This window comes from Pseudomonas sp. GW822-FHT07A10 (genome assembly GCF_058798795.1).
Genome location: NZ_JBXAKV010000024.1, coordinates 1 through 16748 on the forward strand (window position 1 = coordinate 1; position 16748 = coordinate 16748).

The 16748-nt window shown below is 58.7% G+C and carries 18 protein-coding genes; 6 read left to right on the top strand and 12 right to left on the bottom strand.

What is annotated here, in order from left to right; translation table 11 throughout:
* Positions 1–260: 260 nt before the first annotated feature.
* The 6 genes from AC1RL4_RS27770 to AC1RL4_RS27795 form a co-directional block, all read right to left on the bottom strand.
* Entirely contained in the window at positions 261–662 is a 402-nt protein-coding gene (locus AC1RL4_RS27770; RefSeq protein WP_493120605.1) for an HvfA family oxazolone/thioamide-modified RiPP metallophore, read from the bottom strand.
* Between the two features lie 338 nt (positions 663–1000).
* A complete protein-coding gene (locus AC1RL4_RS27775) occupies positions 1001–2299 on the bottom strand; it encodes an NAD(P)/FAD-dependent oxidoreductase (RefSeq protein ID WP_019581250.1) in 1299 nt (432 codons plus the stop codon).
* Positions 2300–2359: 60 nt separating this feature from the next.
* Complete coding sequence (locus AC1RL4_RS27780) at positions 2360–2533, bottom strand: DUF3094 domain-containing protein (RefSeq protein WP_032830895.1); 174 nt, start codon at positions 2531–2533, stop codon at positions 2360–2362.
* 161 nt (positions 2534–2694) lie between these two features.
* Entirely contained in the window at positions 2695–3321 is a 627-nt protein-coding gene (locus tag AC1RL4_RS27785; protein ID WP_007938395.1) for a DUF1780 domain-containing protein, read from the bottom strand.
* A 110-nt stretch (positions 3322–3431) separates the two neighbouring features.
* Positions 3432–3881, bottom strand: a complete 450-nt coding sequence (locus tag AC1RL4_RS27790; protein WP_018930176.1) for a potassium channel family protein — start codon at positions 3879–3881, stop codon at positions 3432–3434.
* 22 nt (positions 3882–3903) lie between these two features.
* Complete coding sequence (locus AC1RL4_RS27795; RefSeq protein ID WP_230173160.1) at positions 3904–5007, bottom strand: AI-2E family transporter; 1104 nt, start codon at positions 5005–5007, stop codon at positions 3904–3906.
* A gap of 274 nt (positions 5008–5281) precedes the next feature.
* On the opposite strand from AC1RL4_RS27795, the gene AC1RL4_RS27800 reads away from it, so the two are divergent.
* The 3 genes from AC1RL4_RS27800 to AC1RL4_RS27810 are packed head-to-tail and all read left to right on the top strand — an operon-like array spanning position 5282 to position 9152.
* On the top strand, positions 5282–6649 hold the full coding sequence (locus AC1RL4_RS27800; RefSeq protein WP_204125672.1) for an aromatic acid/H+ symport family MFS transporter: 1368 nt from the start codon (positions 5282–5284) through the stop codon (positions 6647–6649).
* Positions 6646–7866 carry a benzoate/H(+) symporter BenE family transporter gene (locus AC1RL4_RS27805; protein WP_019581247.1) on the top strand — a complete coding sequence of 407 codons (1221 nt, stop codon included), beginning with the start codon at positions 6646–6648 and terminating at the stop codon, positions 7864–7866. Before AC1RL4_RS27800 ends, AC1RL4_RS27805 begins: the two co-directional genes overlap by 4 nt.
* Positions 7867–7883: 17 nt before the next feature.
* On the top strand, positions 7884–9152 hold the full coding sequence (locus AC1RL4_RS27810; RefSeq protein WP_096479534.1) for an OprD family porin: 1269 nt from the start codon (positions 7884–7886) through the stop codon (positions 9150–9152).
* Between the two features lie 9 nt (positions 9153–9161).
* Here the strand turns inward: AC1RL4_RS27810 and AC1RL4_RS27815 are convergent, their stop codons facing one another.
* Positions 9162–9404 (bottom strand): DUF2790 domain-containing protein, encoded by a 243-nt coding sequence (locus AC1RL4_RS27815; RefSeq protein ID WP_028938888.1) that lies wholly within the window; start codon positions 9402–9404, stop codon positions 9162–9164.
* An 884-nt stretch (positions 9405–10288) separates the two neighbouring features.
* Between AC1RL4_RS27815 and AC1RL4_RS27820 the strand changes: the two genes are divergently transcribed.
* The gene (locus tag AC1RL4_RS27820; protein WP_028940362.1) at positions 10289–10978 is read left to right on the top strand and encodes an energy-coupling factor ABC transporter permease; all 690 of its coding nucleotides are present in this window, start codon (positions 10289–10291) and stop codon (positions 10976–10978) included.
* Positions 10979–11041: 63 nt separating this feature from the next.
* A complete protein-coding gene (locus AC1RL4_RS27825) occupies positions 11042–11257 on the top strand; it encodes a hypothetical protein (RefSeq protein ID WP_007938959.1) in 216 nt (71 codons plus the stop codon).
* A gap of 9 nt (positions 11258–11266) precedes the next feature.
* Here the strand turns inward: AC1RL4_RS27825 and yacG are convergent, their stop codons facing one another.
* The 5 genes from yacG to pilB are packed head-to-tail and all read right to left on the bottom strand — an operon-like array spanning position 11267 to position 15878.
* Positions 11267–11467 (bottom strand): DNA gyrase inhibitor YacG, encoded by a 201-nt coding sequence (gene yacG / locus AC1RL4_RS27830; RefSeq protein ID WP_007938961.1) that lies wholly within the window; start codon positions 11465–11467, stop codon positions 11267–11269.
* Positions 11464–12087 (bottom strand): dephospho-CoA kinase, encoded by a 624-nt coding sequence (gene coaE / locus AC1RL4_RS27835; RefSeq protein WP_026286732.1) that lies wholly within the window; start codon positions 12085–12087, stop codon positions 11464–11466. Before coaE ends, yacG begins: the two co-directional genes overlap by 4 nt.
* Positions 12084–12956 (bottom strand): prepilin peptidase, encoded by an 873-nt coding sequence (locus AC1RL4_RS27840; protein WP_019582873.1) that lies wholly within the window; start codon positions 12954–12956, stop codon positions 12084–12086. The genes coaE and AC1RL4_RS27840 overlap by 4 nt, the downstream gene beginning before the upstream one ends.
* 1 nt (position 12957) lies before the next feature.
* The gene (locus tag AC1RL4_RS27845; RefSeq protein WP_019582872.1) at positions 12958–14175 is read right to left on the bottom strand and encodes a type II secretion system F family protein; all 1218 of its coding nucleotides are present in this window, start codon (positions 14173–14175) and stop codon (positions 12958–12960) included.
* Between the two features lie 2 nt (positions 14176–14177).
* Entirely contained in the window at positions 14178–15878 is a 1701-nt protein-coding gene (gene pilB, locus AC1RL4_RS27850; protein ID WP_019582871.1) for a type IV-A pilus assembly ATPase PilB, read from the bottom strand.
* A gap of 226 nt (positions 15879–16104) precedes the next feature.
* Here pilB and AC1RL4_RS27855 point away from each other — a divergent pair, with 226 nt between their 5' ends.
* A complete protein-coding gene (locus AC1RL4_RS27855) occupies positions 16105–16524 on the top strand; it encodes a pilin (RefSeq protein WP_019582870.1) in 420 nt (139 codons plus the stop codon).
* Positions 16525–16748: the final 224 nt, after the last annotated feature.

Here is a 16748-nt window from a genome sequence, read left to right on the forward strand (position 1 = left end):
GGGGTATAGCGCAGTCCGGTAGCGCGCCTGCTTTGGGAGCAGGATGTCAGGAGTTCGAATCCCCTTACCCCGACCATATTAAAAATCCTCGTATCGAAAGATACGGGGATTTTTTTTGCCTCGAACAAATGCAGATTGCTTCCAGTGCAACCGAAGCGCAGGGCAGGGCCGGTGCTTTCGGTAAATCCGCCAGACAAAAAAAGCCCTGCTCATCGGTGGAAAAGCAGGGCTTGCCTCTTCAGGGCTAAGTCTTCGCAGACTTAGCTGTTGTCTTTCAGGTGCTCGAACAAGCCTTTTGGCATTTGTTTGCCATTGGCTTCGTAGTTGGCTTTCACGTTATCGAAAGCCTCTTGCTCCGAGATTTGACCATCGTGGTTGGTGTCGATCTTGTCGAAGTCTGCCTTGGGCGCCACTTTCAGGAACTCCGCACGGGACACCTGACCATCGCCATCGGTGTCGGTCTTGGCCATCGAGGCATCGCCGCACTTGCCTTCGCCACATTTGCCTTCTGGGGTTTTTACCGAAGTTTCGGCCGAGGCGACCATGTAGCCCTGGGTAAGTGGCTGTGCGGCAAATATGGAACCGGACAACATCAGGCCGCCGGCCAGGACAGCGCCGAGCAGGCCAACGGTGTTTTTGCCGAGAGTAGTGGTACGGGACATTACAAATCTCCTGGGTTGCACGACACAACCGTTCGATAAAGGACGCCACGCAAGTGCGGCGATGACCGAAGCAGGCGGTGCCTTGCTCGGGTGTGGCTATTTAGCGGGCGCGGTGTATCGCTACTGTGTCGCGCAAGGGGGGAGTTTGTAAGCGAAGGGGCGCAATCGTGGGGGAGATACAGTGAGACACAGAAGTGTTCACAGGTTAGACCGAGGCGCCTGCATCGCGGGCAAGCCACGCTCCCACAGTTGATCTTTGTTGGCCGCATATTTGCGTACGACGCAGATCCTGTGGGAGCGTGGCTTGCCCGCGATGGGCCCTGATAGACGCCGAAAATTTAGTGCAGCTTGAGCCGTGGCTCGGTCCCACGCCCAATCTTGCTACCCAGCATCAACATCGCCGTACGGAACGCGCCATACAGCGCCATCTGGTGCATGCGGTACAGCGACACGTAAAACATCCGTGCCAGCCAGCCCTCGAGCATCACGCTACCGGTCAGGTTGCCCATCAAGTTACCCACAGCCGAAAACCGCGACAGCGAGATCAGCGAGCCGTAGTCGGTGTATTTGTATTCCGGCAGGGCCTTGCCTTCGATCCGCAGTTTCAGCGATTTGGCCAGCAACGAAGCCTGTTGGTGGGCCGCCTGGGCACGCGGCGGCACATTGCGGTCGCTGCCCGGTTGCGGGCAGGCCGCACAGTCACCGAAGGCGAAGATGTTCTCGTCGCGGGTGGTTTGCAGGGTCGGCAACACTTGCAGCTGGTTGATGCGGTTGGTTTCCAGGCCATCGATGTCCTTGAGGAAACCCGGCGCACGAATCCCGGCGGCCCAGACTTTGAGGCTGGCGTTGATTACCTGGCCGTCGGCGGTAATCAGGCTGTCGGCGGTCACTTCGCTGACCGCGGCATTGGTCATGACGTTGACCCCGAGTTTCTCCAGGGTTTTATGCACAGGCCCGCCGATCCGCTCCGGCAGCGCCGGGAGAACCCGTGGCCCGGCTTCGATCAGGGTGATGTGCATGTTTTCCGGCTTGATCCGGTCCAGGCCATAAGCGGCCAGTTCATGGGCGGCGTTGTGCAGTTCCGCTGCCAGTTCGACCCCGGTGGCACCGGCGCCGACGATGGCCACGCTGATCTGTTGCACGGTGTCGGTCTGTCCGGCGTGCGCGCGCAGGTAGTGATTGAGCAGTTGCTGATGGAAGCGCTCGGCCTGTTTGCGGGTGTCGAGGAACAGGCAGTGTTGCGCCGCGCCTTGAGTACCGAAGTCGTTGGTGGTGCTGCCGACAGCAATCACCAGCGAGTCGTAAGGCACTTCGCGCGCGGGTACCAGTTCAAGGCCAGCGTCGTCGTAGGTGGCGGCCAGCTGGATTTTCTTCTGTGTGCGATCGAGCCCGCTCATGCGCCCCAGCTGGAACTCGAAATGGTTCCATTTTGCCTGGGCAACATAGTTGAGTTCGTCTTCGGAAGAGTTGAGCGATCCAGCGGCCACTTCGTGCAACAGCGGTTTCCAGATGTGGGTCAGGTTCGCGTCGACCAGCATCACACTGGCCGTGCCGCGCTTGCCCAGAGTCTTACCCAGACGGGTAGCCAACTCCAGACCGCCGGCGCCGCCGCCAACGATGACAATACGATGAGTCATGGGGATATCTCGCAAGGCTAAAAGAAATCGGTGCAATTACCCGAGCGAGCGCGATGCAGCTCATAGCGTCAGGTAACTGATAAGTCGGCTCAACAGGCCCAGGCCAATGGTCACTGCCAACACCACCACCAGGAGCATCCACGGCCGGAAAGGCCGGCGCTCGACTCGGTGCTGGGACAGGTGCAGGTACTCTTCGACATGCTTTTGGTCGTCGGGGTTCAGGCGGCTGGTCATAAAGGCCTCGTCGGGTAGACGTTGCTGAATGTGCAGACGTTACAGCAGATTGTCTGCAAGCGTTGAACGGTGCATGTGGTTCGGGTGAACGATTGCGCTTTGTAACATTCGGCCAGTGATTGCGCCATCTTGTGCAGTGTTGCCGGTATCTGTGGCGGGACTCACAAGCTGATCCCGACATCGAAGACGATGCTGCGCCCCAGGTTGCTGCGCAGGAAATCCGGGGCATCCGGGTGGGCGAAGAGCACGCGGGCGAAGGTCGGGCCGACCAGCGACAATGAGCGCCAGCCCTGGCGCAGGTATTCGGTGGGGGGCGGAAAGTGGCTGTTGAGGTCCAGCACTTCGCGCTTGAGGCTGGCGAAGGCGATGATGTCCAGATCCCCCAGGTCCATACCGCGCTCTTTGTAGTTGTGGGCTTTTTTGCGCAAGGTTGGCGCCAGTCTCAGCAGAAATTCATTGGCCGGGATCCGCCGGGGCTTGGCCTCGCGGCGCACCAGCTGGCTCAGGGAGAACGCGCTGCGCCGACGTTGCAGCTCATCACGCCATTCATCATTGAGGCGCCGGCCCTCGTCGAGCACGAAGAACACCTCGAAATTCGCGTCGCGAAACAGCACGTCCGGCGGCTCTCCGGCGGGGGCAAATTCGTCGGCGCGATAGGGAATGTTCAGACCTTGCAGCAGGCGCTGGCAAACCCAACGCTCACGCTCCCATTTGCGGGCATTGGAAAGGAACGTGTTGGCTTGCTCGGCCGCGATGGTCAGCAGGCGTAAATAATCTGAGTCATCCATAGGCCCAAGCTTAGCGTTCAAATGTGATCTGAATAATAAAGTCTGTCGCAAAAGAAAAAAGGCTGTCGCGATTTCTTCAGATAGAACCTTACCTGCTTTTTCTGACGTACCTATAGGTGTTCGCGTTGTTGTAGCCTTTCCATGCTGTGTTTGATGACATCCATCACCGCAGCGGTCATGACTGAGGTAGAGACACCAAACATCAGGATGCCGTTGGCTGCTTCCAGTGGGCCAAGCAGACGCCAGCGTGGGGACATGATGATATCGCCATAGCCCAGCGTGGCGAAGTTGACTGCCGAGTGATAGAGCGCAGTGGCGAATTCGTCGAATTCGTCGAGCAACATGAACAGCGTGGCCCAGATGGCGATCTGCACGAAATTGCCGAGCAACATCAGCACCATGACCATCGACAGCAACAGGATATTCAGCCATTGCGATTCACGATTTGGATGGGTATGCCTGAAATGCACGTAATGGCGCAAACAGATAGTTATGAAAACGGCTTGCATCAGCAGGCAGAACAGCATCACGGGGAGACCGGCGAGTAGATTCAACAGCATGGCGATATCCTCGGCAGACGTGTCAGGTCGGTCCCTGGTGGTCTGTCCCGGGTTCTTGCGCTTGATCGTCCACCCATTGCCAGAACAGCCGATAACCGACCGCCAATATCACGGGACCGATAAACAGGCCGAGGATACCGCTCGTGACCATGCCGCCCAAGGCACCGATCAGCACCACCGGCATTGGCACATCGACGCCTCGGCCTAGCAGCAACGGCTTGAGGACATTATCGACCAGGCCCGCAACGAAGACATAGATGGCAAACACAATGGTCGCCGTACTGGCACCTTCGTTCGCGAAGACGTAGACGATGACCGGAAGGGTAATCAGGGTGGCCGGTAATTGCATGATGCCAATAAGCAGCACCGCCAAGGCGAGAAGACCTGCGCCGGGGATGCCCATGGACACAAAGCCGATGCCGATCAACAGCATCTGGATGAAGGCGATGCCGACCACGCCCAACGCCACTGCCCGAATGGTCGCGGTGCACAGCTCGGTGATTTTCGGTCCCTTGACCGGGCCGCAGAAGCGCGAAGCGATTTGCACTGCGCTGCGGTGGCCACTTTCACCATAGGCTAAAAAAATACCGGCAATCATCAGGGCGAAGATGAATAACAGGAGCCCCATGCCGGCCCCCGCCAGCTTGCTCAGCAGGGAGAGGCTGACACCTTTGATTTGCGGTATGAACTTCTGTAGCAGGTCGGGCAGGTTGGTGACAGCTTGTGTCCATAAGCCATGAAGGGGTTTGCCCACGAGCGGCCAGCTGGCCACCGCATCGGACGGAGGGGGGATATGGAAACTGTCACTTTTGACCATGCTTATCGCCCGTTCCACGGAGTCTGCAATCGAGGTTCCCAACAAATAGGCAGGCACCATAAGGATGCAGATGGCGATCAGCACAATCAGCGTCGCGCTGAGCCCATCCTTGTCTCCCAGCACGCCTTTGAACCTGACTTGTGATGGGTAGAGGGTGATTGCCAGGATTATCGACCACAGCATCAGATCGAGGAATGGACTGAATATCTGGAAGCAGAAAACCACCAGAACGGCAATCAACCCGGCACGAATCAGAACATCGAGCAGACCTCGGGAGAAAGCCTTCTCGGAAATGGGCGTGGGAACCATTGATTTTTCCTCCTGTAGATAGGAGCAAAGGCATGAGCGGTGTAAGTCCAGCATAGACGTGCTGACGTTGCGGTGTTGGCCGCTCTCACGACTGGCCGCATCGCGCCATGCCCACAACAATCCCCATCCAACGCCCGGTTCCGGGCGGTGCACAAAACGGATAGCGATCTGCGCAAAGCGGATATTGCCCCGTGCCTGGCGACTTTACCCTCGGCTGTACGGACGTTAGCCGCGTTACCGACTCTTAAAAAAACAACAACAAGAGATAGATGCCATGCGCAAGATTGACGTACATGAGGTTATCGACAAGGCACGATTCAACCGCTTTCACTGGATGGTGCTGTTCTGGTGCGCCCTGATCATCATTTTCGACGGTTACGATTTGGTGATCTACGGCGTGGTGTTGCCGATGCTGATGAAAGAGTGGGGGCTCAGTCCTCTGCAAGCCGGCGCACTGGGAAGTTATGCACTGTTTGGAATGATGTTCGGCGCGCTGTTTTTCGGCCCGCTGTCAGACAAGATCGGTCGTAAAAAAGCCATCACCCTGTGTGTGATGCTGTTCAGCGGTTTTACCGTGCTCAACGGTTTTGCCAGTAACCCCACCGAGTTTGGCCTCTGTCGGTTCATTGCCGGGCTGGGCATTGGCGGGGTGATGCCCAACGTCGTGGCGCTGATGAACGAATACGCGCCGAAGAAAATCCGCAGCACGCTGGTGGCGATCATGTTCAGTGGCTACTCGGTGGGCGGCATGCTCTCGGCGGGGCTCGGCATCGTGCTGATCCCAAGTTTCGGCTGGCAGTCGGTGTTTTACGTGGCGGTGCTGCCGTTGCTGCTGTTGCCGTTGATCATGTACTTCCTGCCTGAATCGGTGGGTTTCATGCTGCGTCAGGGGCGCCATGAAGAGGCGCGCAACATTCTCCAGCGAGTCGATCCGGCATACATCGCGCAAACCGGCGATCAGCTGCACATGAGCGAAGTGAAGGGCAGCGGCACCCCGGTGTTGCAGTTGTTTCGTGAGGGGCGGGCGCTGCGCACGCTGATGCTGTGGCTGGCGTTTTTCTGCTGCTTGCTGATGGTCTACGCCTTGAGTTCCTGGCTGCCAAAACTGATGGCAAACGCCGGTTACAGCCTGGGCTCGAGCCTGTCGTTCCTGCTGGTGCTCAACTTCGGCGCCATTTTCGGCGCGGTCGGCGGCGGTGTGCTGGGTGACAAACTCAACCTGCCGCGCGTGTTGGCGGTGTTCTTCGCCGGTGCAGCCGTATCGATCACCTTGCTTGGCTTCAACAGCCCGATGCCGGTGTTATACCTGCTGATCGCCATCGCTGGCGCCACCACCATCGGCTCGCAGATTCTGCTGTACGCCTGCGCCGCGCAGTTCTACTCCATGGCCATTCGCTCCACCGGTTTGGGCTGGGCGTCGGGCATCGGCCGCAACGGCGCCATCGTCGGCCCGCTGCTGGGCGGTGCCTTGCTGGGGATCAGCCTGCCGCTGCAACTGAACTTCATGGCGTTTGCCTTGCCCGGTGCGGTGGCCGCTATCGCCATGACCGTGTTCGCGATCAGCAGTCAGCGCAGTGTCAAACAAGCGCTGTCGGGCCTGCGCCATGGTTCGCCTGGCGGGTCTGTCGGCGACGTTTCATGAAAGCGTTATTCCGGGATTTTTCCTTGTCGGCTGCCGTCGCCGGATTTATCGCGACGGTGATTTCCTACGCGGGCCCCTTGGTGATCATCTTTCAAGCCGCCGAAACCGCTCACCTCTCGCGAGAAGTGCTGTCGTCGTGGGTCTGGGCGATTTCCATCGGCAGCGCCGTGCTCGGCATCGGTTTGAGCTTGCGTTACCGGGTGCCGGTGATCATCGCGTGGTCGGCGCCGGGCTCGGCGTTGCTGGTGGCGCTGTTGCCGGGAATATCCATGCCCGAAGCGGTGGGCGCGTACCTGGTCAGCAGCCTGATTATCTTTCTGGTCGGGGTGTCGGGGGCATTTGACCGGATCATCGGCAAACTGCCCGCGGCGATTGCGGCGGCGATGCTGGCGGGGATTCTGTTCAGTTTCGGCACCGGGTTGTTCGTCTCGTTGCAAGGCAAGCCGCAGCTGGTGCTGGCGATGTTTGCCACGTACTTGATCTGCAAACGGGTGATGCCGCGTTATGCGGTGTTGATGGTGCTGCTGGTGGGCTGTTCCATCGCGTTTCTCGCCGGTGATTTGCACCGCGAAGCGCTGGTGATCGGTTTGGCCACGCCAGTGTGGATCACGCCTGCGTTCAGTTTGAGCGCGACGCTGAATATCGCCTTGCCGCTGGTGATGGTGGCGCTGACCGGCCAGTTTGTCCCCGGCATGGCGGTGCTGCGCGCCAGCGGCTACGCAACGCCCGCCGGCCCGATCATCGCCAGCAGTGCGTTGGGCACTGCGCTGTTGGCGCCGTTCGGTTGTCACGGGCTGAATCTGGCGGCGATTACCGCCGCCATCTGTACCGGTCGCGAGGCCCATGAAAATCCGGGCAAACGCTATGTGGCCGGGGTGGTGGGCGGTCTCTGTTATTTGGTGCTGGGGATCTTTGGCGCCACGCTGGTTTCGTTGTTTTCGGCGTTTCCCAAGGAGTTGATCGCGGCCCTGGCCGGGCTGGCGTTGTTCTCCGCGATAGCCGGGGCACTGGCTGGCGCAATGGCGGTGCCGAGTGATCGTGAAGCCGCGCTGGTGACCTTTCTCACCACCGCCTCGGGCATGTCGTTGTTTGGGTTGTCTGCCGCTTTCTGGGGACTGATTTTCGGCATGGTCACCCACTTGTTTTTAAGCGCCCGTCGTCCCGTCCCTAGCGGCGAAACCGCCGCAATCGAATCACTTCAACCTGTCGATCAATAAAAATAAGAGAAAAAACGATGAAACAGATTTTTCCAACAACCGGTTCAGTGTTGTCCATCGCTGTCGTCTCGAGTTTCTCCACCGGTGCGGTGGCCGCCGAGGGTGGCTTCATCGAAGACAGCACCGCCACCTTGCAAGCGCGCAATTACTACTTCAGCCGGGACTTCTCCGACATCGTCGGGGCCAATAAACAGTCGAAGGCCGAAGAGTGGGCACAGGGCTTCATTCTCAACGTCAAATCCGGTTATACCCAGGGGCCTGTCGGTTTTGGTGTAGATGTCATTGGCCTGCTCGGCCTCAAACTCGACAGCAGCCCGGATCGGGTCAATACCGGTTTGTTGCCGGTGCACGATGATGGACGCGCGGCGAATGAATACAGTCGTCTGGAGGGCGCGCTGAAGGTGCGTTACTCCAAGACCGAATTGAAGGTGGGGGAGCTGCAACCCAACCTGCCGGTGCTGGCCTTCAGCGATATCCGTCTGTTGCCGCCCAGTTATCAGGGCGCAAGCATCAGCTCCAATGAGATCGATGGCCTGACCTTACAGGGCGGTCATTTGAGTTCGACCAGCCTGCGCAACGAGGCTGGAGATGAAAAGATGCAAGCCATGCTCGGTCATGTACCCCAGCGTCAGGTCAGCAGCGATGGTTTCAACTTTGCCGGCGCCGACTACGCGTTCAATGATAAACGCAGCTCGGTCAGCGCCTGGTTCGGGCAATTGGAGGATATCTACAACCAGCGCTTTCTCGGCTTCAAGCACAGCGAGCCGTTGGGTGACTGGACCCTGGGCGCCAACCTTGGCTATTACGATTCGCGCGAGGACGGCAAAAAATTACTGGGCAACATCGACAACCAGGCGTTCTTCTCTTTGCTGTCGGCCAAGCGCGGCGGTCACACGTTTTATGTCGGCTATCAGGGTATGTTCGGCGACAGCGCCTTCCCGCGAGTGTTTGCCAACATCACTCCGTTGGGCAACGAGGTGCCGACCTACGAGTTTGCCTACGCCGACGAGCGTTCCTGGCAGGCGCGTTACGACTACGACTTCGCCGCCCTCGGCGTGCCGGGGCTGACCAGCACCGTGCGTTACATCACCGGCAATAACGTCGACACCGGCAAGGGGTTTGAAGGCAAGGACCGCGAGCGCGATCTGGACATCGGCTATGTGTTGCAAAGCGGCAGCCTCAAAGGCCTCGGGATCCGCGTGCGCAACGCCATGGCGCGCTCCAACTACCGCAGTGATATCGACGAGAACCGCCTGATTCTCAGCTACACATGGAAGTTGTTATGACCGGGGCGATCACAGATCGGTGGTGCAGTTGCCCATGACTTCGTACGTCACGCGATGGGTCTGGCCCTGATGGTCGACATATTCCATGGTCGCTGGCACGACTCCGCAGGCGGTTGCGGTGTCTGTCACTGAAACGACCTTGGCGATGTCCAGTGGCTGTGCCGGGTTGTACGGGGTGGCTGCTGGTTCGTTGCTGGCGGCTAGGGCCGAGGTGGCTGCGAGGGTCAGGAACAGGCTGGTCAGGGTTTTCATTTTTCTGTGCTCTGTGTGGGTTCCAGTGTCTGAATTTTAGTCTTTGCCTGTGGGGGATAAAGGGGGCTGGGTCTGATTCAGTCTTGCAGGGAATGTAACAATCGCTGGGTCTTTGATCGTGTGCATATCCGTTTCTGCGGTAGTGCCGGCTGGCGGTTTCGCTCTTACAGCGAGTCACTTTGAAAAGCCCAAAGTAACCAAAGGCTCTTGCCCCTTTCGTTCGGCCCTTCGCCTAGGCTCAGGGTGCCCTCGCTCCGGTCCTGCTCCGTGGGCCCGCCGCCATCGGCCATCCATGGCCGGGGGCGGCTAACCCGGCATCCATGCCGGGTTGCCCACTGCGCAGAACCTCCACTCGGCCTCTCGAGGGGGCGTGCACCGCAAAAGCAAAAGCGAGGCGGCCTACCGGCCGGCCTGACTTCAAGTGAACGCGTTTCCCTGTAAGAGCTGCTGAAGGCTGCGATCTTTTGATCTTGCCGTTGCTTTGGTTTTTGATCTTGATCTATCCGCCCCTTTCCCAGAGGCCGAACGCAGGTATTGCGCAGGGGGCACCGCGGCAGGGATGCCGCGGTAGCCGCCCCCGGCCATGGATGGCCGATGGCGGCGGGCCCCCGGAGCAATGCCGGAGTGAGGGCATGCCGAGCCTAGGCGAGGCACCGAACGAAAGGGGCAAAAGCGCTTTGGTTACTTTCGCGCTTTTCGAAAGTGACTCGCTGTAAGAGCGAAACCATAAGCCGCCGTTACCGTAGTCATGGATATGTACGCAACCAAAGAGTCGCAACGGATATACCCCCCAATCGTAAAAACGCCCCTCCAGAGCAAAGTCGAAGGGCGGTGTAGACTGATGACCTGTTCTCTTCTGGTAAGACAAAGGAGTGTGCCCAGCCATGATCGGTGCCGAGTTACTGTCATCCCAAACCCTGACGGTGGGGTGGCTGATCTATATACCGGCACTGATCTGGGCAATTGCACGAGCGCCATGGGTCGAACTGTTCAGCGACAGCCGCCGCCAGCATCTGTTGTTCGGCACCGTGTTCGCGCTGTTTATGCTGTGGCTGGTGCGACGGGACTTCGATACCGGCGTGTCCTATCACTTCATCGGCATGACCGCTGTGACCTTACTGCTGGATTGGCCGTTGGCGATTGTCGGCGGGTTGGTCGCGCAGGTGGGCTTGGTGTTGCTGGGGCGTCAGGACCTGGCCGCTGTCGGCGTAAACGGAGCGCTGCTGATTCTGCTACCGGTGCTGGTCACCGAGTGCTGCGCCATCCTGGTGGAGCGCGCGCAGCCGCGTAATCCCTTTGTGTATATCTTCTGCTCCGGTTTTTTTGCCGCTGCGCTGTCGGCCTTGTTGTGCCTGATCCTGACGCTCACGTTGCTGTGGTACGACGAGCGATTCGTCATGCCGTACTGGCTGGAAGACTTTGTCGGTTACCTGTGGTTGCTGATTTTTCCAGAAGCGTTCATCAACGGCATGGTGGTCAGCGCGTTGGTGGTGTTCTGCCCCGAATGGCTGGAGACGTTCAATCGCACGCGCTATCTATCGGCGCCCTGGAAAGATGACGATCCCAAATCTTGATCCACATCAAATCCAAAAAACGTTGACGAATCCATGCTTCGGAAAATTTTCAGGAGCATCGAAATGAGTGTCTACGAGTGGGCCAGGCAGGAGTTGCGTCAGAGTCTGGATGTGGCGCAAGAGGTGGGCTTCGATCCGGGATTGAGCTTGCGCGCCTTGCTCAGTGCAGTGGTGCAGCAGAGCAAGGCAGTGCGCAATATTGAAGACCTGGCCGATGAGTTGCGGTTTCTCGCCGAGAACCTCGACGAGGGCCAGGACTATGGCTTTATGCGGCCCTGATGGCCGGGATCAGTGACGTGGGTCGAAGTCGCCGCTGAACAACTCATCCTCGGCATCGGGGGGCACCGGAATCTTGTGCTCTTCCGATGCCCAGGCGCCCAGGTCGATCAGTTTGCAACGGTCCGAACAGAATGGCCGGAACTTGTTCTCGGGGCTCCATTCGACAGGGGCGCCACAGGTTGGGCAATCGACGGTCGGGGTTTGGCTCATGACTGGCCTCCACGCAAAGTAAGGTAAAAGTGATGCAGGCGTTCGACCTCGCTGTGCAGCCAGGCGAGGTCGCGGTCGTTGACCACCACATCGTCGGCATGGCTCAAGCGGTCCTGTCGGCTGGACTGAGCCTTGAGGATCGCCTGGACTTGCTGTTCGCTGGTCTGGTCACGCTGCAGGGTGCGTTCGATCTGTAACTGTTCCGGGGCATCGATCACCAGGACCCGTTGGGTCATGGCGTACTGCCCGGACTCGATCAGCAGCGGCGAAACCAGAATCGCGTAAGGTGATTGTGCCTTGGCCAGATGATGGGCGATTTCCTCGGCGATCAACGGATGCAGCAGCGCTTCGAGCCAGCGGCGTTCTTCCGGCACCTCGAAGATCAGCTTGCGCAGGGCCGCACGATCCAGCTGGCCATCGGCTTGCAACACGCCGGGGCCAAAGTGCTCAGCGATTTTTGCCAGTGCCGGGCGACCGGGTTCCACCACCCAGCGAGCCGCATGATCGGCGTCCACCACGTGCACGCCGAGGTCGATGAAGTGCTGCGCGGCCGCACTTTTGCCGCTGCCGATGCCGCCGGTCAGGCCGAGAATCCAGGGTTTTTCCACAGGGGTATTCATTTCAAACCGACAAACTGCCAATAGAAGCCGGTTATTTGACCACCCCAGAGCAAGGCAATCCAGCCGGCAATGGCCAGATAGGGTCCAAAGGGTAGCGGCGTCGAGGTTTTCGCATCCCGCAGGCGCAGCAAAATCACCCCGAGGATGGCCCCTACCAGCGATGACAGCAGAATGGTCATGGGCAGGATCTGCCAGCCGCCCCAGGCGCCGAGCATCGCCAGGAGCTTGAAGTCACCGTAACCGATGCCGTCCTTGCCGGTGACCAGCTTGAACAGCCAGAACACCGTCCACAGCGCCATGTAGCCGGCCACCGCGCCCCAGAACGCGTCATGCAGTGATACGAAGAGCCCGAAGCTGTTGAGGACCAGTCCCAACCACATCAATGGCATCACCAGTACGTCCGGCAACAGTTGATGTTCGGCATCGATCAGGCTCATCGCCAGCAGGCCCCAACTCAGGACCAGCACCATGCAGGCCTGCCAGCCGAAACCGAAATGCCAGGCGACGAACGCCGACAGCAGGCCGCAGGCCAGTTCGGTCAGCGGGTAACGTTTACTGATCGGCGCTGCACAGCTCGAGCATCGCCCACGTAAAAACAGATAACTGAGTATTGGAATGTTTTCCCACACTCGAATCCGATGGCCGCAGTGAGGACACTCGGAGTGGGGCAATATCAGGTTGTAGGTCGGGCCGGGGGCTTCGGCTGGCAAGTCCAGTACGTCATGGGCCTGCAGGCGCCATTCACGCTCGAGCATTTTCGGCAGGCGCCAGACCACCACGTTGAGAAAACTGCCGATCAGCAGGCCGATCAGCCCTGCGGTAATCACAAAGGCCAGCGGGTTGAGGCTCAGAAATTCGTTCAAGGACATATCAGACCGCTGAGCCGAGTTGGAAGATGGGCAGGTACATTGCAACTACCAGCCCGCCGACGATAACCCCCAGCACCACCATGATGAAGGGTTCCATCAGGCTGGTCAGGTTATCGACCATGTTGTCCACCTCGGCCTCGTAGAAACTCGCGACCTTGTCGAGCATGTCGTCCAGCGCGCCGGACTCTTCGCCAATGGCCGTCATCTGGATCGCCATGGTCGGAAAGATACCGGAGGTACGCATGGAAAAATTCAGCTGCATGCCGGTCGAAACGTCCTGCTTGATGCGCAACACCGCTCGCTTGAACACGATATTGCCGGTCGCGCCCGCTACTGACTCCAGGGCTTCGACCAGTGGTACGCCGGCGGCAAACGTCGTCGACAGGGTGCGGGCGTATCGGGCCACGGCGGACTTGTACATGAGCGCGCCAACCAATGGCAGTTTCAGCAGCCAGGTGTCCGTCCGGTCGCGAAAGCCCGGGGAATTCTTCAAGGCATGGCGCAGGCCGAAGATCCCCCCAGCCAGCACGCCGAGTATCATCCACCACCAGTCCTGCATGAACTCCGACAAGCCGATGACCATCACGGTGAACGCCGGCAGTTCGGCGCCGAACCCCGAGAATACCGACTGGAACTGCGGCACAACCTTGACCAGCAGAATGCCGGTCACAATGATTGCGACAAACACCACGGCCAGCGGGTAGGTCATGGCTTTCTTGATCTTGGCCTTGAGGCTTTCGCTCTTTTCCTTGTAGGTCGCCACCCGTTCCAGCAGGGTATCCAGGGCACCGGCCTGCTCGCCGGCGTCCACCAGGTTGCAGTACAGCTCGTCGAAATACTGGGGCTTTTTGCGCAGGGCCGCAGCGAAGCTGTTACCGGCCGCGACTTCCTGTTTCACCTCGTCCACCAGCTTGCGCATGTTCGGGTTATCGAAGCCTTCGCCGATGATCTCGAACGATTGCAGGAGCGGTACGCCGGCTTTCATCATGGTCGCCATCTGCCGGGTAAACAGGGCAATGTCCAAGGGTTTGATGCGCTTACCAGCACTGAAAATGGACGTGGACTTTTTCCGCACCTTGCCCGGGTTGATGCCCTGCTTGCGCAACTGGGCCTTGATCAGCGCGGGATTTTGACCGGTCAACTCGCCGGTCATTTTCGCACCTTTGCGATCCGTGCCTTCCCAGGCATACACGCTGATTTTCGCTGCTTTGACCGCCATATTCAGTCCTTCGTGACCCGATTGATTTCTTCAAGGCTGGTGATGCCTTGCATGGCCTTGAGCAAGCCCGACGTGCGCAGGTCGTTGAAGCCGTCCTTGCGCATCTGCAGGTCGATCTCCAGTGAATTGCCTTCGGCCATGATCAGCCGTTGCAGGTCAGGGGTGTTCTTTACCACTTCATAAATCCCCACTCGCCCTTTGTAGCCAGCGTTACATTGATTACAGCCGACCGGTTCATAGATCGTGAACGAGCCGATGCGTTCCTCGGGGAAGCCTTCCTTGAGCAGCGTCTCGCGGGGAATCTCGATGGGTTTCTTGCAATGGCTGCACAACTTGCGCGCCAGGCGCTGGGCAATGATCAGGCTGACCGAGGTCGCAATGTTGAAGCCCTGAATCCCCATGTTGTGCAGGCGGGTCAGGGTTTGCGCGGCGCTGTTGGTGTGCAGGGTTGAAAGCACCATGTGCCCGGTCTGTGCGGCTTTGATGGCAATTTCGGCAGTTTCGAGGTCGCGGATTTCGCCGACCATGATCACGTCCGGGTCCTGGCGCAGAAACGAGCGCAACGCCTGGGCGAAATCCATTCCTTGCCTGGGATTGACGTTGACCTGGTTGACGCCTTCCATGTTGATTTCCACCGGGTCTTCGGCAGTGGAGATGTTGATGTCGACGGTGTTGAGGATGTTCAGCCCGGTATAGAGCGACACGGTCTTGCCTGAACCGGTGGGCCCGGTCACCAGGATCATCCCCTGTGGTTGCTTGAGGGCGGCCATGTACAGGTCTTTCTGCTCGGGCTCGTAGCCGAGGGCATCGATGCCCATTTGCGCACTGGACGGATCGAGGATCCGGATCACCACTTTTTCGCCCCACAGGGTCGGCAGGGTGTTGACCCGGAAGTCGATGGACTTGCTCTTGGACAGGCGCATCTTGATCCGCCCGTCCTGGGGTTTGCGCCGCTCGGAGATGTCGAGACTGGCCATGACTTTGAGCCGGGAAGCAATGCGGTTGGCCAGTTGCGTTGGTGGCTTGGCGACTTCATGCAGGATGCCATCGGTGCGCATCCGCACGCGGTAGGATTTCTCGTAGGGTTCGAAATGCAGGTCGGAAGAACCGCTCTTGATCGCATCGAGCAACATCTTGTGGACGAAGCGCACCACGGGCGCATCATCGGTGTCCTGCCCGGCGATGGCGTCCTGTTTCTGGTCGTCGACCGACTCGATGTCCAGACCGTCGAGGTCGACATCGGCCATCTCTTCCAGGCCGGTGGCGTGGCTGTCGAAGAATTTTTCGATGGCGTCGCTGAGTTTGTCTTCTTCGACCAGGATGGCTTCGGTGTTCAGCCCGGTACTGAACTGGATGTCGTTGATGACCTGTTGATTGCTCGGATCGGAAACCCCCACGAACAGTTTGTTGCCGCGTCGCCAGAGGGGTAGGGCGTGGTGCTGGCGGATCAGTTTTTCGCTGACCAGCCCCTTGGGCTGGGTGTCTTTTTCCAGGCAGTTGAGGTCCAGCAGGGCCATGCCGAAATGCTCCGAAGCCACCTCGGCGACCTGCCAGCTTTTCAGCAGTTTGTTTTGCACCAGATAACTGACCAGTGAGACTCGATCGCGTTGGGCTTGCTGATAAGCCTGTTGCGCACTTTGATCAGTGATCAGCTCGGCCAGCACCAATTGCTTGGCCAGACCGCTAAGGGCAATGTCATTCATTGGGATTCCGGACGCAGGCGGTTAATGACTTATAGCCTAGTCAAGCAGTGGAACCAAACCAGCCGAGGTGAGGTGACAAAAAGTGTCAGAAACTGCGGATCCTGGGAGCAGGAAAGGTCTTTTTCGTGATCCCGAGCCCAGTCTGCAGGGGCGCATACGACTTGGCATGACCTGTGCTGTACCCTGTACAGATCATGAGATTTCGACTCATGCATGGAGCCTGTCTATGAAAAATCAAAATGGTTTTACCCTGATCGAGCTGCTGATCGTGGTGGCGATCATCGGGATTCTGGCGACGTTTGCGTTACCGCAGTATTCGAAGTACCAATCACGGGCGAAGGTCACCGCTGCGGTTGCAGAAATCTCGGCACTGAAGGTGCCTTTCGAAGACATTATTAATCAAGGCACCGATATTGCCGCCCCCGCCGGGATCGGCGCGACGACCCCCACGGGTAATTGCACGATTACAGCGACGGGTACCGCCTCTACCGGTGTGGGCAGTATTGGTTGCACGATTCTCAACGCACCGGGGCCGGTGCTCGGCAAAACCGTTACGCTTTCGCGTACCCTCGCCGGTGGCTGGACTTGCGCCACCACGGTTGCGCCGGAGTACAGTCCAAAAGGCTGCACCGCCAGCGGTACCTGATTCACTTTGCCAGGCATACCCAGTGCCCCGTTCTCACGACACGGGGCATTTTTTTGCTCGTCATTTGGGGGGGCGATCCGATAATCCAGAAAACCCCCGACAATTCATGCCCTTAGACCTGCGTTAAAACCCGCAACTTGCATGTAGATAATGTCGCACTCATGCATTTTGCATGATTTCGAAAATTGTCATTGCTATTAAGTTATTGATTTATATGTATTTAT

What these genes read in the sequence shown, in the direction of transcription:
- AC1RL4_RS27770 (WP_493120605.1), bottom strand. Translation starts at nt 662, where the DNA reads ATGTCCCGTACCACTACTCTCGGCAAAAACACCGTTGGCCTGCTCGGC.
- AC1RL4_RS27775 (WP_019581250.1), bottom strand. Translation starts at nt 2,299, where the DNA reads ATGACTCATCGTATTGTCATCGTTGGCGGCGGCGCCGGCGGTCTGGAG.
- AC1RL4_RS27780 (WP_032830895.1), bottom strand. Translation starts at nt 2,533, where the DNA reads ATGACCAGCCGCCTGAACCCCGACGACCAAAAGCATGTCGAAGAGTAC.
- AC1RL4_RS27785 (WP_007938395.1), bottom strand. Translation starts at nt 3,321, where the DNA reads ATGGATGACTCAGATTATTTACGCCTGCTGACCATCGCGGCCGAGCAA.
- AC1RL4_RS27790 (WP_018930176.1), bottom strand. Translation starts at nt 3,881, where the DNA reads ATGCTGTTGAATCTACTCGCCGGTCTCCCCGTGATGCTGTTCTGCCTG.
- AC1RL4_RS27795 (WP_230173160.1), bottom strand. Translation starts at nt 5,007, where the DNA reads ATGGTTCCCACGCCCATTTCCGAGAAGGCTTTCTCCCGAGGTCTGCTC.
- AC1RL4_RS27800 (WP_204125672.1), top strand. Translation starts at nt 5,282, where the DNA reads ATGCGCAAGATTGACGTACATGAGGTTATCGACAAGGCACGATTCAAC.
- AC1RL4_RS27805 (WP_019581247.1), top strand. Translation starts at nt 6,646, where the DNA reads ATGAAAGCGTTATTCCGGGATTTTTCCTTGTCGGCTGCCGTCGCCGGA.
- AC1RL4_RS27810 (WP_096479534.1), top strand. Translation starts at nt 7,884, where the DNA reads ATGAAACAGATTTTTCCAACAACCGGTTCAGTGTTGTCCATCGCTGTC.
- AC1RL4_RS27815 (WP_028938888.1), bottom strand. Translation starts at nt 9,404, where the DNA reads ATGAAAACCCTGACCAGCCTGTTCCTGACCCTCGCAGCCACCTCGGCC.
- AC1RL4_RS27820 (WP_028940362.1), top strand. Translation starts at nt 10,289, where the DNA reads ATGATCGGTGCCGAGTTACTGTCATCCCAAACCCTGACGGTGGGGTGG.
- AC1RL4_RS27825 (WP_007938959.1), top strand. Translation starts at nt 11,042, where the DNA reads ATGAGTGTCTACGAGTGGGCCAGGCAGGAGTTGCGTCAGAGTCTGGAT.
- yacG (WP_007938961.1), bottom strand. Translation starts at nt 11,467, where the DNA reads ATGAGCCAAACCCCGACCGTCGATTGCCCAACCTGTGGCGCCCCTGTC.
- coaE (WP_026286732.1), bottom strand. Translation starts at nt 12,087, where the DNA reads ATGAATACCCCTGTGGAAAAACCCTGGATTCTCGGCCTGACCGGCGGC.
- AC1RL4_RS27840 (WP_019582873.1), bottom strand. Translation starts at nt 12,956, where the DNA reads ATGTCCTTGAACGAATTTCTGAGCCTCAACCCGCTGGCCTTTGTGATT.
- AC1RL4_RS27845 (WP_019582872.1), bottom strand. Translation starts at nt 14,175, where the DNA reads ATGGCGGTCAAAGCAGCGAAAATCAGCGTGTATGCCTGGGAAGGCACG.
- pilB (WP_019582871.1), bottom strand. Translation starts at nt 15,878, where the DNA reads ATGAATGACATTGCCCTTAGCGGTCTGGCCAAGCAATTGGTGCTGGCC.
- AC1RL4_RS27855 (WP_019582870.1), top strand. Translation starts at nt 16,105, where the DNA reads ATGAAAAATCAAAATGGTTTTACCCTGATCGAGCTGCTGATCGTGGTG.